The following is a 14,084-nucleotide window of genomic DNA, read 5'->3' as shown; positions in this document are numbered from 1 at the left end:
GCCGCGCTCCTCACCATGAGGATCCCGGACCTCATCCTGAGGAGGCGCGTAGCGCCGTCTCGAAGGATGAAGCCCCATACTGAGACTTATTCTTAACCCGGACCGCCGATGGCCTTTTATGTCGTACAGTTTCTGACCGGTCTGGCCAGCGCAGCGTCGCTGTTCCTGGTGGCCTCGGGCCTGTCGATCATCTTTGGCGTGACGCGGATCGTGAATTTCGCGCATGGCGCCTTCTACATGATCGGCGCCTACATCGCCTTCACGCTCACCGAGCGGCTTTCGGGAGCGTTCGGCTTCTGGGGCGCGATCGTCATCGCCGCGTTTGCCGTGGCCTTGATCGGCGTCATCGTCGAGATGGTGCTGCTGCGCCGCATCTATCATGCGCCCGAGCTGTTCCAGCTGCTTGCGACCTTCGGCCTGACCTTGATGGTCGAGGATCTCGTCGTGCTGATCTGGGGCCCCGACGATCTCGTCGGCCGCCGCGCGCCGGGCTTCAAGGGCGCCATCGATTTCTTCGGCCAGAACATCCCGAGCTACGATTTGTTCCTGATCGTGCTCAGCCCGGTCGTACTCGGCATTCTCTGGCTGCTGTTCCAGCGCACGCGCTGGGGCGTGCTGGTGCGCGCGGCGACGCAGGACCGCGACATGGTCGCGGCGCTTGGCGTCAACCAGAAATGGCTGTTCACATCCGTGTTTGCGGTCGGCGTCTTCCTCGCCGCACTCGGCGGCGCGCTCCAGATCCCGCGCGACGCCGTGCATCACGCCATGGATCTGCGGATCATCGTCGAGGTCTTCGTCGTCGTCGTGATCGGTGGCCTCGGCAGCATCGTCGGCGCCTTCGTCGCTGCGGTGCTGGTCTCCGAGCTCAACGCCTTCGGGATCCTGATCTTCCCGAAGATCTCCATCATCCTGGTCTTCCTGGTGATGGCGGTGGTGCTGATCGTCCGGCCCTGGGGTCTCTTCGGCAAGCCCGAGGCGCCCGCGCGCAAGACACCAGGCCTCACCGTCAATCCCTGGCGGCCGCTGACGTCGAACGAGCGGCTCGCGGCGCTTGCCGCGCTGGTCATCGCGGCGACGCTGCCGCTGTTCGCCGGCAATTATGTTCTCACAGTCGGTTCGGAGATCGCGATCTTCGTGATCTTCGCCGTCAGCCTGCATTTCCTGATGTCGGTCGGCGGCCTCGCGTCCTTCGGTCATGCCGCTTATTTCGGTCTCGGCGCCTACGGCGTCGCCTTCCTCGCCAAGATGGCGGGGCTGCCGATGGTCGTGTGCCTGCTGCTCGGGCCGCTGCTGGGCTGCATGGGCGCGGCCGTGTTCGGCTTCTTCGCGGTGCAGCTTTCCGGCGTCTATTTCGCGATGCTGACGCTTGCGTTTGCGCAGATCGTCTGGTCGATCGCGTTCCAGTGGGTGAGTGTCACGGGCGGCGACAACGGCATACTCGGCGTCTGGCCGTCAAGCTGGGCGGCGAGCCCGGGGCATTTCTATTGGTTGGCGCTCGGCGTTGCGGCACTCGTGACGGTCGCGCTTCGGGCCATGGTATTCTCGCCGTTCGGCTACGCACTCAGGGCCACGCGCGACTCGCCTCTGCGCAGCGAGGCGGTCGGCATCAATGCCAAGCGCATCCAGTGGACGGCGTTCGTGATCGCAGGCACGACCGCCGGCATCGGCGGCGCGCTGTTCGCCTACCTCAAGGGCAGCGTCTTCCCCGACAATCTCGGTATCTCGCTGTCGGTCGACGCGCTGGTCATGGTGCTGCTCGGCGGCGTCGAGACGGTGTCGGGCGCGGTGATCGGCGCCATCGTCTACAAGGCGCTCAACATCTGGCTAGTCAGTCAGACCGACCTGTCGAAGCTCGTGCTCGGCGGCTTCATCGTGCTGATCGTCGTCGTCTTCCCCAAGGGCATCGTCGGCACGCTGGAGATGCTGGCTCAGCGGCGCAGGAAGACATCGCCGCCGGGATCTCCCTTGCTTGCCAAGCCGATCGAGTCCGTCGAATGAGCGTCGCACCCCCACTTCTCGCGGTTGAAGGCCTGTCCAAATCCTATGGCGGCATCCACGCCGTGCGCGGCGTCTCGTTCTCGCTGCGATCAGGCGAAATTCTGGCGCTGATCGGTCCGAATGGTGCGGGCAAGAGCACCTGCTTCGACATGCTCAACGGCCAGAACAAGCCTGATACCGGCCATGTCCGCCTGCTCGGCGAGGAGACCACCGGCAAGAAGCCGCGCGAGATCTGGCGGCTCGGCGTCGGACGCACCTTCCAGATCACCGCGACCTTCGCGACGATGACCGTGCGCGAGAACGTGCAGGTCGCGCTGATCTCGCATGGCAAGCAGCTGTTCAATCTCTTCGGCTCGGCCCCGAATTTCGACCGTGGCGAGGCTGGGCGGCTGCTCGAACTGGTCGGCATGGGCGGCTACGCCGATCGTCCCTGCGGCGAGCTCGCCTATGGCGACCTCAAGCGGCTCGAGCTTGCGGTGGCGCTTGCCAACGATCCCAAGCTGCTGCTGATGGACGAGCCAACCGCCGGCATGGCGCCGCGCGAGCGCGTCGACCTGATGCGGCTGACGGCGCAGATCGCGCGGGAAAAATCGATCGGCGTGCTCTTCACCGAGCACGACATGGACGTGGTGTTCGAGCATGCCGACCGCATCATCGTACTCAACCGCGGCACGCTGATCGCCGAGGGATCGCCGGCCGAGGTGCGCGCCAATCCTCAAGTGCAGGCGGTCTATCTTGGCGAGGGCCTGCTTTACGATGCCGGGCATGGAGCCTCCGCATGAAGCTCACGGTGCAAGACCTCAACAGCCATTACGGCCCGGCGCATATCCTGTTCGACATCGGTTTCGAGGTCGGCGAGGGCGAGGTGGTGGCGTTGCTCGGCCGCAACGGCGCCGGCAAGTCGACGACGTTCCGCTCGATCGTCGGGCTCGTTGCCCAGCGTTCGGGGCGCATCATGTTCGAGGGCAAGGATGTCTCGGCGCGCCCGACGCATGAGATCGTGCGCGACGGGCTTGGTTACGTGCCCGAGGAGCGGCGCATCTTCACTGATTTGACGGTGGAGGAGAATCTCGAGGTCGGCCGGCAGCCGAAGCGTCCGAACGCCCCGCACTGGACCCGCGAAAAACTGTTCGCGCTGTTTCCGAACCTGGGTGAGATGAAAAATCGTCCGGGCGGCCGCATGAGCGGCGGCGAGCAGCAGATGCTCACCATCGCGCGCACGCTGATGGGCAATCCGTCGCTGGTGCTGCTCGACGAGCCCTCGGAAGGCCTGTCGCCGAAGATCGTGGAGCAGATGGTCGATGCCATCCTGACCATGAAGAAGGAAGGCGTCAGCATCGTCGTGTCCGAGCAGAATTTGCACTTTGCGCGGCTGATCTCCGATCGCGCCTATATCATCGAGCGTGGCCGTATCTGCTTCGGCGGCACCATGGCCGAGCTCGACGCGCGTCCGGATGTCCGCGACGCGCATCTGTCGTTGTGAGGGGCGGGGAGCGGATGGCGAGAAGCGTTGCGGCGAAGAAAAGCGTCAAACCGGCAAAATCGTCTTACGTGCTCGACGAGCAGGTCGGCTTCATCCTGCGTCAGGTCTGGCAGCGCCACAGCTCGATCTTCTCGCGCGACATCGGCACCAATCTCACGCCGACGCAATGGGCGGCATTGTCGAAGCTGGCCGAGACCGGGCCATGCTCGCAGAACCAGCTCGGGCGGCTGACGGCGATGGATGTCGCGACCATCAAGGGCGTGATCGACCGCCTGACCGCACGAGGCCTGACCGAGACCAGCCAGGATCCCGAGGACGGACGGCGGCTTCTGGTCAGCCTGACGCGCGCCGGTCAGCAGCTTGCGGAGAAGGTCGCGCCGAGTGCGCTCGCGATCACCAGGGAAACGCTTGCGCCGCTCGACGCCAGGGAGCGCGAGATGCTGATGGCGCTGTTGAACAAGCTGCGGTGAGTAAGGTGCCGTAGGGTGGGCAAAGCGAAGCGTGCCCACCGTTCTTCGTCAAGTCGCAAAGATGGTGGGCACGGCGCTTCGCGCCTTTGCCCACCCTACGGCAGTTGAACAAGCTGCGGGGACTGGCGACTAACCTCGATGAAGGGTTTGTCGAGGTCTTCCGATATGAGAGCGGCGACGCGGTTCACACTGATTTTAGGTCTTGGTGCGGCGCTGGCGGGCGAATGCGCTCCTGCCTGGGCGGCGCAGCCCTACGAGGGCTTCTGGGCGTCGACCAAAAAGGATTGCCGCGATCAGGACAGCGCCAGCCGGATGAGCATCGAAGGCGGCAACCGCCTCTATTGGTACGAGACGCGCTGCCGCGCCAGCGAGATCACCGCAGACGGCAAGCAAAGCTGGAAGATGCGGCTTGCCTGCGAAGGCGAGGGCGAAAAGTTTCGCTCCAATCCCCGGGTTTCGGTTGCGGCGGATGGCCGGTTGTTGATCGAGAATGGTCCGGTCGGCCAGGCCAAGCGCCAGACCTACGTGCGCTGTGAGGTCGCAAAGAAGCGCTGATCCCTTACGTCTTCCCCGGCCATTTGGCGCGGTAGCGGATTTCGCTGCCATCGGCGAGCCGCCGCCACGTGCCGAACTCCGGCGTATGCGGCGCCCGGGCCGTCAAGTCGATCGGATAGATCCGGCTCGGCTGGCCCTGGATGTTGACGGTGAGCTGCCGGTGCGAGGTTCTAAAAGCAAGCTCGACTTCGCCTGCGATGACAGGCTGCTCACCATCACGATAGAAGGCTGCGGGGGTCACTTCGCCCGGCATGGTATTGAGGTCGGTCTGCAATTCGATTGCGATGCCCTGCGGTGACGTCGGCACCACGACGCCGGCCGGAAAGCGAACCTCGAACACGAGCAGTGGATTGCTGGCGTTCGGATTGAGCCAGGGCGTGGCGGTCGTATACGCGTAGACGGCGTAAGTGACACCGGCGGCGAGGCAGAGCAGGACGACGACGCCGAGTGACTTCAGGCAGTTGCGTGCGAGGCCGCCGCTATTGTCGTCCTTGCGTGTCGCCAGCTTGGTGGCGAGCACCAGGCCGATAACTGCGCCGATGGGGGCGATGACGAACAGGGCGACCAGCCCCGTCGTGATCGGGTCTGCACGATTGCCGAAGCCGGTCAGCTCGAGCAGCCCGATCGTGGCGATGAAGCCTGCCGCCGCACCAGCGATGCCGGCGGCAATCCGCAGCGAACTTTTCATGTCTTCCGCGATGGTCCAGCAATGAACTGCCGCCGCCGAGGGCTGCCTGCGTTAGACGCGGCAGGCAGCAGACTTGTTCAATGCCTTCGAGGCGCGACGCGGAGCGGCGAGCTGCTCCGGCTGCGTCACTTCGCCACCACTTCCGGCACCCGGCCGGCCGGCGGCGTGTTGCGGCTGCGCTGGGTGCGCACGATGCCGTCGATGATGGTCATGCCGATGCCGGGGAGGTCGCCGAGCTGGACGCTCTCCAAAATGGTCTTGCCGGGCGAATGCTGCGCCTTGTCCATGATGACGAAATCGGCGGAGCGGCCGACCTCGATCAGGCCGCAATCGAGCTGGCGCATTCGCGCGGTGTTGCCGGTGGCAAGACAGAACGCGAGCTCGGCCGGCAAATCGCCGAGCGAGGACAGCATCGAGACCATGCGCAGAATGCCGAGCGGCTGCACGCCGGAGCCGGCCGGCGCGTCGGTGCCGAGGATCACCCTGTGCAGATCGTTCATTTCGCGCGCAATGCGCAGCGTGAACAGGGCCGAGCGCTCATTGCCGTTGTGAACGATCTCGAGGCCGCGCTTGCAGCCCTCGCAGATGCAGCGGATCTGGTCGTCGGGAAGCGCGGTGTGGCCGCCATTGATGTGGCCGACCACGTCGGTGTCGGCCTCCAGCACCACGTCCTTGTCGATCAGGCCGGAGCCTGGGATCGAGGGGCCGCCGGTGTGGATCGTGCTCTGGATGCCGTATTTGCGGGCCCAGCCGACCATCTTGCGTGCCGTCGGGCCGTCCTTGACGCCGCCGAGGCCGACCTCGCCGAGCAGCTTGACGCCGGCGGCGGCCAGCTCCTTGAAATCCTCCTCGACCATCTCGCATTCGATCACCGGTGCGCCGGCGTGAACCTTCACGCCGCCCGGGCGCAGATTCCAGAATGCGCGCTGGGCGAAGATCGCCATCGCCTTCAGCCCGACGACGTCGCGCGGGCGGCCGGGCATGTGAACCTCGCCGGCGGAGATCATCGTGGTGACGCCGCCATGCAAATTGCTGTCGATCCAGCCGATCTGGTTCTGGCGCGGCGTCCAGTCGCCCGCCACAGGGTGGACATGGCTGTCGATCAGGCCGGGCGCGACCGTGGTGCCGTTGGCCTCGACGATGGTGGTCGCGCCTTCGGTGTTGAGGTCCTTGAAGCGGCCGATGGCGGTGATCTTGCCGTTCTCGGCGACGATGGTGTCGCCGTCCAGGATCGGCTTTTCCAGGGCGCCGGACAGGATCAGGCCGATATTCCGGATCACGAGCTTCGAGGGTCCGGTGGCCTGGGGGGCGTCATGCGCCATGGAAGGGGCTCCTTGTACCTAACTGCAACGCTCGCGATCTTGGGCAGCCTTGACCCCGGGAGCAAGCAGGATTATTCATTAGTACACGAATGATCGTGTACAAACGACGCATAGCTGCCCGCCTCGGAACCGCATTGGAAGCGACAGGGAAGGTGAGATGAGCAATTTCAATCAGGAAAGCGTTTTGAGCGTCCACCACTGGACCGACACGCTGTTCTCTTTCAAGACCACCCGCAGCCCGACCTTCCGTTTCCGCAACGGCGAATTCACCATGATCGGGCTCAAGGTCGGCGAGAAGCCGCTGCTGCGGGCCTACAGCGTCGCCAGCGCCAATTACGAGGAAACGCTGGAGTTCTTCTCGATCAAGGTGCCGGACGGTCCGCTGACCTCGCGCCTCCAGCATCTGAAGGAAGGCGACGAGATCATCGTCAGCCGCAAGGCCACCGGCACGCTGGTGATCGACAATCTCGAAGAGGGCCGCAACCTCTACCTCATCGGCACCGGCACGGGCCTCGCGCCGTTCCTGAGCGTGATCAAGGACCCCGAGACCTATGAGCGGTTCGAGAAGGTCGTGCTGCTGCACGGTTGCCGGCACGTGAAGGAGCTCGCCTATGGCGAGATGATCACCGAGACGCTGCCGAAGGACGAATTGATCGGCGAGTATATCCGCGATCAGCTGATCTACTATCCGACCGTGACCCGCGATCCCTTCCGCAACCGCGGCCGCATCACCGACCTCATCACCACGGGCAAGCTGTTCGCCGATATCGGCCTGCCGCCGCTGGAAGCCGCCCATGACCGGGTCATGATCTGCGGCAGCCCGGCATTGGTCGCTGACACCCGCGTGCTGCTGGGCGAGCGTGGCCTTATTGAGGGCAATCACGGCGAGCCGGCCCAATTCGTGGTCGAAAAGGCCTTTGCCGAGCGCTGATCGCGGATTTTTCGCGCAATAAGACCGTATTTCCGCCGTTCGGCGGGCGTTGCGGCGCCGATTCCGTGCGCGATACACTGTGGGAACGAATCAGCGGAGTTCCCACATGGTTGCGGACAGCGACAGCAACATCGCCTGGCACCGGGTCCAGTTGAAGAAGAACCGCGCCGAGTTGAAGGCGCTCGAGACCGCGCGCTTCACGATGGGCGAGATCGCGTCTTCGAAGCGGGACGGGCAGACCCAGAAGGCGATTGCGGAACTCAAGCGCAAGATCTCGCTATCCGAGCGCGTGATCGCCGATCACGACAAGCGCACGCGCCGCCCCCTTGGCACCGATCTGCAAAGCCTCGCCAATGGTAGCTGGAGCCATTGGGACGCCTACACCAATCAGCAGCGCAAGACCGGCCAGCGCTCGCCGGGGCGCGGATAGGCTCTCTTCTTTTCGCGCGGTTCCGGCCCTTGCGGGTCGCCGCGTACACACCATCTGGTTGAGGCGCCACCAACCAACACGGTGATCCCATGACACCGCGCCTCGATTTCACCAGCGAGGCCTTCTTCCGCGATCCGCCCAAGGCGATCGCGGCACTGCGCGCGTCCGGCCCCGTGATCGCGACGCGATTTCCTCTGGTCGGCGATGTCTGGGTCACCACGACCCATGACGCCACAGCGCAAGTCCTGAAGGACGGCACCACCTTCACGCTGCGCAAGGGGGACGGCAAAGTCGCCGGCCTGCGCTGGTGGATGCCAAAACTGGTCACCACCATCGCCAACAACATGCTGACGATGGACGAGCCTGATCACACGAGGCTGCGCAGCATCGTGGACGAGGCTTTTCGCCGCCGCGCGATCGTGGCGATGGAGCCACGCATTCGCGCCATCGCCGACGGCCTGGCGAACGACCTGTTTGCCGATGGCAGCCCCGCCGACCTCGTCCAGCGTTACGCCCGCATCCTGCCGGTGTCGGTGATCTGCGAATTGCTGGGCCTGCCTGCGGCCGATCGCCCGCGATTCATCGCCTGGGCCAACAAGATGTCGTCGCTGACGAATGTCGTCAGCTTCTTCCGCCTGCTGCTCGCGTTTCGCAAGATGCGCGCCTATCTCGAACAGCAGTTGCAGGTCGCCCGCGTGCAGGGCGGCGAGGGCCTGATTGCCGAGCTGGTTCAGGTCGAGCGTGAGGGCGGCCAGATCACGCCGGACGAAATGGTGTCGATGGTGTTTCTGCTGCTCGCGGCAGGATCGGAGACCACGACGCATCTGATCAGCGGCTCGGTCTACGAGCTCCTCAGAAATCCGGGCTTGCGCGATTGGCTGGAGCAAGACCGAAGCCGTGTCGGGCTCGCTGTCGAGGAGTTTTTGCGCTTCGTGTCACCGGTGCAGTTTTCCAAGCCGCGCTATGTGCGGCGGGATATCGAGCTTGTGGGCGTGCCGCTGAAAAAGGGCGATCGCGTCATGGTCATGCTCGCCGCGGCGAACATGGATCCGGCGGTGCATGACCAGCCCGAGCGGCCCGACCTCACGCGCAAGCCGAACCGCCACATCTCGTTCGGAACGGGAATTCACTTCTGTCTCGGCCATCAGCTCGCACGGATCGAGGCGGCCTGTGCGCTGGAGGCGCTGTTTGCACGATGGCCGAAGCTCGGTCTCGCCGTCGATCCCGCGCAAATTCACTGGCGCAAGCGGCCGGGCATGCGTGCCATCGCGGAGTTGCCGGTCGTCGCGGTGGACAGTCAGCCCGTCGATTTCCGTGATGCCACGACATCGCGTTCCCAGCCGAACACGGATCGGCCGTCGAGATCGGGAGAGGCTTCACGCTCTCCGGCGATGTAGGCCTCGACCGACGGACCGCTGGCAGTCCGCTCCAGCCGCCGCGCCTGGTCGTCGAGGCGCCTGATCGCCTGCATCTCCTCTTCGCGTCCGAGCTTGGCGTTCTGGATCGCGCCCTTCAGCACGCGGATGGTCTCGTCATAGACCTTGATCGGGACGGGGTAGGGGTGCCGGTCCTTGCCGCCATGGGCGAGCGAGAAGCGCGCGGGATCGTTGAAGCGATAAGGCGCGCCATGCACGACCTCGGCGACCATCGCCAGCGAGCGCACGGTGCGCGCGCCGACGCCGGGCGTTAGCAGCAATTCCGGAAAATCGACCGGGCCGCGTTCGGCCGCGGCGGCCAGCGTGCCGTGCAGGCGGCGTGCGAACACGTCCTTGGGCCTGATATCATGATGCGCGGGCATGATCAGATGCGGCAGCATCGCCTGCGCTGGCGCGGGCGCAGTTCCAACGAGGCGTTCGAATTCCGTGAGGATGCGATCGGGGCCGAGACCGCTCAACAGTTCGAGCTGCGCGGCGCGCGAGACATCGGCGCGGTGATCGGTGAGATTGACGATCTCGCCCTGCTGCGGCCCGTCGATCGCGCTATGCGGCGTGTCGACAAAACTCTTCAGCGCCTCGGAATGCCAGTGATAGCGGCGGGCCTGGCGCTTGTCGCCGTTCATGCCCTGCTGCACCACGGTCCACTTGCCGTCGGCGGTGACGAAGAAGCCGTGGAGATAGAGATCAAAACCATCCTGCACGGCCGCGCTGTCGACTTTTGCCACCAGGCGGCTGGCGCGCGTGAGTTTTGCGCCGTCGAAGCCGACGCGATCGCCGAGCTGCAACAGCTCGTCAGGCGTCTTGCGCGAATGCTGGCCGCGTCCGCCGCAGACATAGATGCCGAGCTCGTCCTGGAGCGGGCCTAGCCCGCGCTTCAGGGCGCCGATCACGGAGGTGGTTATGCCGGAGGAGTGCCAGTCCATCCCCATCACGGCGCCAAACGACTGGAACCAGAACGGATGCGACAGCCGCTGCAGGAAGGCGTCGCGTCCATAATGATGCACGATCGCCTGCGTGACGATTGCGCCCAGCGACGACATGCGGCTCGCAAGCCATGGCGGAACCCGCCCGGTGTGGAGAGGAAGATCGGCGCTGCCGGTTCGGCGAGTCATGATCGACGCAAGTTAGCGCAGTTCGGCGACGGTTGCATCGAGGGAATACTGTATTGGGCGGGGCGGGAGGACACCTCACCCCAGTCCGCGAGCTACTCGCGCGTCGCCTTGGACGCGCCGCGCAGGCCCGCCTGCTGCTGGATCGTGTCCAGCGCGCCGGACGACTGCTCTTCCGTCACGAAGCGGTTGAGCAGGGGGAGTGCGTCCTCGCGTCCCTTGGGGATCGCGATGGCCATATGCTCGGCACCCCAATTGCCGTCGAGGATTTTCGCGCCCGGCATCTGGTCGGACATCTCGAACAGCGTCGGTTTGTTGGTCGCGTAGAGGTCGATCTCCCCGCGGCCGAACATGGCGATCGCGACCTTGACGCTTTCAGCGGGAACGATGGTCGCGCTTCTGAACTTCGCCGGCAATGTCCGTTCTGAGGTCGAGCCCTTGGTGACGCCGATCTTCACGCCCGGCCTGTCGATGTCCTCGATCTTGCCGATCGGCGAGTTCGCCGGGACGAGATAGCCGAGCTCGATCGCCAGCACGGGCTGGCTGAAGCTGACCTCGTTGGCGCGGGCCGGCGTGGCGTTGGTCACGGTGAAGTCGACCTGGCCGTCGTGGATCGCGCTGACGATGTCGGCGACGCGCTGAAACCTGACATAGTCGGCGTTCACGCCGAGCCGCTTTGCCAGTTCGCCGCCGAGATCGTAGGCGAGGCCATGCGGCTTGCCGGCCGCATCCGTCACCATCGAGGTCGGGCTGCCCGGATAAATGCCGACACGCAAGCTGCCGCTCGGCGCCAGCAGTTTTGCTTCGCCATCGGCGCGCGCGGACGCGCCGAGCAGGCCGGTCGTTGCAAATGCGAGCAGGGCGGTGCGCGCAAATCGCCGGGAAGAGGTCCTCATGTGGCGAGCTTCACTGCGCACGGATGTCGGCGGCCTTCAGCACCGGCTCCCATTTGGTCGCCTCGGCGCGCATGTAGGCGTCGAAGTCCTTGGCGGAAGAGCCGACCGGCGAGGCGCCGATCTTGCCGAGCGTCGACAGCACGTTCGCGTCCTGCAGCGCCGCCTTCAGATCGGTCTCGAGCTTCGCCACGATCTCCGGCGGCATCTTGGCAGGTCCAAGAACGCCCCACCAGACCGAGACGTCGTAGCCGGGGACGCCTGATTCCGCGATAGTTGGCACATTCGGCAGCGCCTTGGAGCGTTCGGCCGAGGTCACCGCTAGCGCGCGCACCGGGCCGCCTTCGAGCTGGCCGATCGCTTCCGCCAGCGGATTGATGCTGAGCGGAATCTCGCCAGCGATCACGGCGGTCAGCGCCGGTGCGCCGCCTTTGTAGGGGATCGCGACGATCTTGCTGCCGGACATGTATTTGAGCAGCTCGCCGGCGAGATGCGCGGAGGTGCCGTTGCCGGACATGCCGTAGGAGAGCTTGTCGGGCTCCTTCTTTGCGGCGGCGAGGAGATCGCCGAGCGTCTTGTAAGGGCTGTCCTTGGCGACGACGATTGCGAGCGGTGAGGAGGCGACCTCGGTGATCGCGGTGAAATCCCTGAACGTGTCGTAGGGCACGCTCGGATAGATGAACTGGTTGAGCGGATGGCCGCTCGCGACCAGGATCAGCGTGTAGCCGTCCGGTGCTGCCTGCGTCAGCGCCTGCGAGGCGACGATGCCGCCGGCGCCCGGACGGTTGTCGATCACCGGCTGCTGGCCCCAGGTCTTCGCCAGCGCCTGGCCGAGCGTACGCGCGAGCACGTCGACGGCGCCGCCCGCCGCATAGGGCACAAGGATATGGACCGGCTTGCTCGGGTAATTGTCGGCGGCCTGCGCGGCGCCGCCCAGCAGCAGACCGGCACCCAGCATCAAACCGCCGATTGTCTTGTTCAAACCCAGCATTTTCCAGCACTCCTTACGGGCTTTCGCATCCTGCCTCGGTGTTCCGAGCCGTCCGGACGTCGCCCATGGTTCTTGTTGACGAGACCTGATCTTTTGTACGATAGTACAAATCACATGGTACGCAAGCCCACCAGCAAGGAAACGGCCCGCAAGCCGAACATGCGCGAGGCGATCCTCGCCGCGGCCGAAGAGCTGTTCGCCACCAACGGCTTCAATGCCGTCTCGGTGCGCGACATCGCGCAGGCCGCCGGCGCCAATCCCGGCAGCGTGACCTATCATTTCAAGACCAAGGACGGCCTGCTGCTGGAGATCTACCGGCGCCATTGCGGGCCGATGAATTTGCGCCGTTTCGAGCTGCTCGCCGCAGCCAAGCGCGTGCGCGACCTCCAGGACCGGCTGGAGGCGATCGTGCGCGCCTATGTGGTGCCGGCCTTCACCTCGGGCAGCGATCTCGCCGGGGGCGGGGCGCGCTTCACGCGGCTGCGCGCCGTGATGTCCGCCGAAGGCAACGAGGTCGTGCGAAAAATCATCGCGCAGACCTTTGACGACACCAGCCATGCCTTCATCGACGCAGTCCACGAGAGCCTGCCGCACATTCCGCGCACCGACATCGTCTGGCGCAGCCACTTCCTGCTCGGCGCACTCTATTACTCGCTGGTGACGCCGGATCGCGTCTCGCGCCTGTCGCGCGGCGAGGCCGACGGCAGCGATGCCGCCAGCGCCATCGAGCAGTTGGTGCAGGCCACCGTCGCCGCCTTCCAGGCGCCGGCGCTCGATCAGGCCGTGCCGGTACGGCGGCGGCCGGTCGTCAGCAGCAAGACTTGAAAGAAGCGATCTCGCTCGGCGGTTCAAGTGATGACGATGATGTACACGCCGACCATTCCGCCGCCCGATCCGAACACGCGCACGCCGAAGTTCGAGCTGCCAAAGCTGTCCTGCGATGCGCATTGCCACATCTTCGGCCCCGGCGCGAAATATCCGTATGCGCCTGACCGTTCTTACACGCCGCCGGATGCCCCGCTCGAGGATTTTCGTGCGCTGCATGCCAAGCTCGGCGTCGAGCGAGCCGTCATCGTCAATGCCAGCGTGCACGGCACTGATAACACTGTCGCGCTCGATGCGATCGCACAGAGCAATGGTGCCTATCGCGCAGTCGCCAACATTGACGACACCATCACCGAGCGTGGGCTCCAGGTGCTGCACGACGGCGGCTTCCGCGGCTGTCGGTTCAATTTCGTCCGCCATCTCGGTGGCGTCCCCGACAGAAACGTGTTCAACCGCGTCATCGCGATGGTCGCGCCACTCGGCTGGCACATCGATCTGCATTTCGACGCGATCGACCTGCCCGAATATGCCGACATGCTGGCAAAGCTGCCGCTGAGCTACACCATCGACCACATGGGTCGGGTGAAGGCGTCGGAAGGGCTGGACCAGCTGCCGTTCAAAATCCTGATCGAACTGATGCAGCGCGACGAAAAATGCTGGGTCAAGATCTGCGGCTCGGAGCGGGTGTCCTCAGCCGGCCCGCCGTTCACGGACGCGGTGCCGTTCGCGCGCAAGATCGTCGAGACCGCGCCCGACCGCGTCATCTGGGGCACCGACTGGCCGCATCCGAACGTCAAGGTGATGCCGAATGACGGCGACCTCGTCGACCTGATCCCGCTGTTCGCGCCGGAGCCGGAATTCCAGCAGAAGATCCTGGTCGACAATCCCGCGCGTCTGTTTGGGTTCGACACATGACGGTGCTCGCGATCGATACGTTGCTTATCAAGGAAAGA

The 14,084-nt window shown here is 65.1% G+C and carries 15 protein-coding genes; 10 read left to right on the top strand and 5 right to left on the bottom strand.

Going from position 1 to position 14,084, the window contains the following annotated elements; all coding sequences use genetic code 11:
* Window positions 1–108: 108 nt before the first annotated feature.
* The 5 genes from AB7290_RS26450 (at window position 109) to AB7290_RS26430 (ending at window position 4,506) form a co-directional block, all read left to right on the top strand.
* Window positions 109–1,998, top strand: a complete 1,890-nt coding sequence (locus AB7290_RS26450; protein WP_071915090.1) for an ABC transporter permease — start codon at window positions 109–111, stop codon at window positions 1,996–1,998.
* A complete protein-coding gene (locus AB7290_RS26445; protein WP_038942388.1) occupies window positions 1,995–2,780 on the top strand; it encodes an ABC transporter ATP-binding protein in 786 nt (261 codons plus the stop codon). Before AB7290_RS26450 ends, AB7290_RS26445 begins: the two co-directional genes overlap by 4 nt.
* Window positions 2,777–3,481 (top strand): ABC transporter ATP-binding protein, encoded by a 705-nt coding sequence (locus AB7290_RS26440; RefSeq protein ID WP_085404805.1) that lies wholly within the window; start codon window positions 2,777–2,779, stop codon window positions 3,479–3,481. The genes AB7290_RS26445 and AB7290_RS26440 overlap by 4 nt, the downstream gene beginning before the upstream one ends.
* 14 nt (window positions 3,482–3,495) lie before the next feature.
* Window positions 3,496–3,951 (top strand): MarR family winged helix-turn-helix transcriptional regulator, encoded by a 456-nt coding sequence (locus AB7290_RS26435; RefSeq protein ID WP_063983949.1) that lies wholly within the window; start codon window positions 3,496–3,498, stop codon window positions 3,949–3,951.
* Between the two features lie 165 nt (window positions 3,952–4,116).
* On the top strand, window positions 4,117–4,506 hold the full coding sequence (locus tag AB7290_RS26430; RefSeq protein ID WP_085404804.1) for a hypothetical protein: 390 nt from the start codon (window positions 4,117–4,119) through the stop codon (window positions 4,504–4,506).
* Window positions 4,507–4,510: 4 nt separating this feature from the next.
* On the opposite strand, the gene AB7290_RS26425 is transcribed toward AB7290_RS26430, so the two are convergent.
* Together AB7290_RS26425 and AB7290_RS26420 are read right to left on the bottom strand one after the other, a co-directional pair.
* Entirely contained in the window at window positions 4,511–5,194 is a 684-nt protein-coding gene (locus AB7290_RS26425) for a hypothetical protein (RefSeq protein WP_085404803.1), read from the bottom strand.
* 125 nt (window positions 5,195–5,319) lie between these two features.
* Window positions 5,320–6,516, bottom strand: coding sequence for an amidohydrolase family protein (locus tag AB7290_RS26420; RefSeq protein WP_085404802.1), 1,197 nt, complete (start codon window positions 6,514–6,516; stop codon window positions 5,320–5,322).
* 157 nt (window positions 6,517–6,673) lie between these two features.
* Between AB7290_RS26420 and AB7290_RS26415 the strand changes: the two genes are divergently transcribed.
* The 3 genes from AB7290_RS26415 (at window position 6,674) to AB7290_RS26405 (ending at window position 9,274) form a co-directional block, all read left to right on the top strand.
* Complete coding sequence (locus AB7290_RS26415; protein WP_085404801.1) at window positions 6,674–7,447, top strand: ferredoxin--NADP reductase; 774 nt, start codon at window positions 6,674–6,676, stop codon at window positions 7,445–7,447.
* Between the two features lie 106 nt (window positions 7,448–7,553).
* Window positions 7,554–7,877: a hypothetical protein gene (locus AB7290_RS26410; protein ID WP_085404800.1), complete on the top strand. Its 324-nt coding sequence runs from the start codon at window positions 7,554–7,556 to the stop codon at window positions 7,875–7,877.
* Window positions 7,878–7,966: 89 nt separating this feature from the next.
* Entirely contained in the window at window positions 7,967–9,274 is a 1,308-nt protein-coding gene (locus AB7290_RS26405; RefSeq protein WP_085404799.1) for a cytochrome P450 family protein, read from the top strand.
* On the opposite strand, the gene AB7290_RS26400 is transcribed toward AB7290_RS26405, so the two are convergent.
* From AB7290_RS26400 to AB7290_RS26390, 3 genes are all read right to left on the bottom strand, one after another.
* Complete coding sequence (locus AB7290_RS26400; protein ID WP_135214404.1) at window positions 9,175–10,425, bottom strand: DUF763 domain-containing protein; 1,251 nt, start codon at window positions 10,423–10,425, stop codon at window positions 9,175–9,177. The two genes, AB7290_RS26405 and AB7290_RS26400, sit on opposite strands and share 100 nt — an antisense overlap.
* A gap of 92 nt (window positions 10,426–10,517) precedes the next feature.
* Window positions 10,518–11,318 (bottom strand): ABC transporter substrate-binding protein, encoded by an 801-nt coding sequence (locus tag AB7290_RS26395; RefSeq protein WP_085404797.1) that lies wholly within the window; start codon window positions 11,316–11,318, stop codon window positions 10,518–10,520.
* Between the two features lie 10 nt (window positions 11,319–11,328).
* The gene (locus AB7290_RS26390) at window positions 11,329–12,306 is read right to left on the bottom strand and encodes a tripartite tricarboxylate transporter substrate binding protein (RefSeq protein WP_085404796.1); all 978 of its coding nucleotides are present in this window, start codon (window positions 12,304–12,306) and stop codon (window positions 11,329–11,331) included.
* A gap of 114 nt (window positions 12,307–12,420) precedes the next feature.
* Between AB7290_RS26390 and AB7290_RS26385 the strand changes: the two genes are divergently transcribed.
* The gene (locus AB7290_RS26385; RefSeq protein ID WP_085404795.1) at window positions 12,421–13,131 is read left to right on the top strand and encodes a TetR/AcrR family transcriptional regulator; all 711 of its coding nucleotides are present in this window, start codon (window positions 12,421–12,423) and stop codon (window positions 13,129–13,131) included.
* Window positions 13,132–13,161: 30 nt separating this feature from the next.
* Window positions 13,162–14,046 (top strand): amidohydrolase family protein, encoded by an 885-nt coding sequence (locus tag AB7290_RS26380; protein ID WP_085404794.1) that lies wholly within the window; start codon window positions 13,162–13,164, stop codon window positions 14,044–14,046.
* Window positions 14,047–14,084: the final 38 nt, after the last annotated feature.

The sequence above is a fragment of the Bradyrhizobium sp. 613_E4_N2_2 genome, assembly GCF_052075995.1.
Taxonomy (GTDB): Bacteria; Pseudomonadota; Alphaproteobacteria; order Rhizobiales; family Xanthobacteraceae; genus Bradyrhizobium; species Bradyrhizobium barranii.
This window is presented reverse-complemented; position numbering and strand designations above follow the sequence as displayed.

Coding starts and splice junctions, on each gene's coding strand:
- AB7290_RS26430 (WP_085404804.1), top strand. CDS start 4,117: ATGAGAGCGGCGACGCGGTTCACACTGATTTTAGGTCTTGGTGCGGCG.
- AB7290_RS26410 (WP_085404800.1), top strand. CDS start 7,554: ATGGTTGCGGACAGCGACAGCAACATCGCCTGGCACCGGGTCCAGTTG.
- AB7290_RS26435 (WP_063983949.1), top strand. CDS start 3,496: ATGGCGAGAAGCGTTGCGGCGAAGAAAAGCGTCAAACCGGCAAAATCG.
- AB7290_RS26440 (WP_085404805.1), top strand. CDS start 2,777: ATGAAGCTCACGGTGCAAGACCTCAACAGCCATTACGGCCCGGCGCAT.
- AB7290_RS26405 (WP_085404799.1), top strand. CDS start 7,967: ATGACACCGCGCCTCGATTTCACCAGCGAGGCCTTCTTCCGCGATCCG.
- AB7290_RS26445 (WP_038942388.1), top strand. CDS start 1,995: ATGAGCGTCGCACCCCCACTTCTCGCGGTTGAAGGCCTGTCCAAATCC.
- AB7290_RS26395 (WP_085404797.1), bottom strand. CDS start 11,318: ATGAGGACCTCTTCCCGGCGATTTGCGCGCACCGCCCTGCTCGCATTT.
- AB7290_RS26400 (WP_135214404.1), bottom strand. CDS start 10,425: ATGACTCGCCGAACCGGCAGCGCCGATCTTCCTCTCCACACCGGGCGG.
- AB7290_RS26385 (WP_085404795.1), top strand. CDS start 12,421: ATGGTACGCAAGCCCACCAGCAAGGAAACGGCCCGCAAGCCGAACATG.
- AB7290_RS26415 (WP_085404801.1), top strand. CDS start 6,674: ATGAGCAATTTCAATCAGGAAAGCGTTTTGAGCGTCCACCACTGGACC.
- AB7290_RS26425 (WP_085404803.1), bottom strand. CDS start 5,194: ATGAAAAGTTCGCTGCGGATTGCCGCCGGCATCGCTGGTGCGGCGGCA.
- AB7290_RS26420 (WP_085404802.1), bottom strand. CDS start 6,516: ATGGCGCATGACGCCCCCCAGGCCACCGGACCCTCGAAGCTCGTGATC.
- AB7290_RS26390 (WP_085404796.1), bottom strand. CDS start 12,306: ATGCTGGGTTTGAACAAGACAATCGGCGGTTTGATGCTGGGTGCCGGT.
- AB7290_RS26380 (WP_085404794.1), top strand. CDS start 13,162: ATGACGATGATGTACACGCCGACCATTCCGCCGCCCGATCCGAACACG.
- AB7290_RS26450 (WP_071915090.1), top strand. CDS start 109: ATGGCCTTTTATGTCGTACAGTTTCTGACCGGTCTGGCCAGCGCAGCG.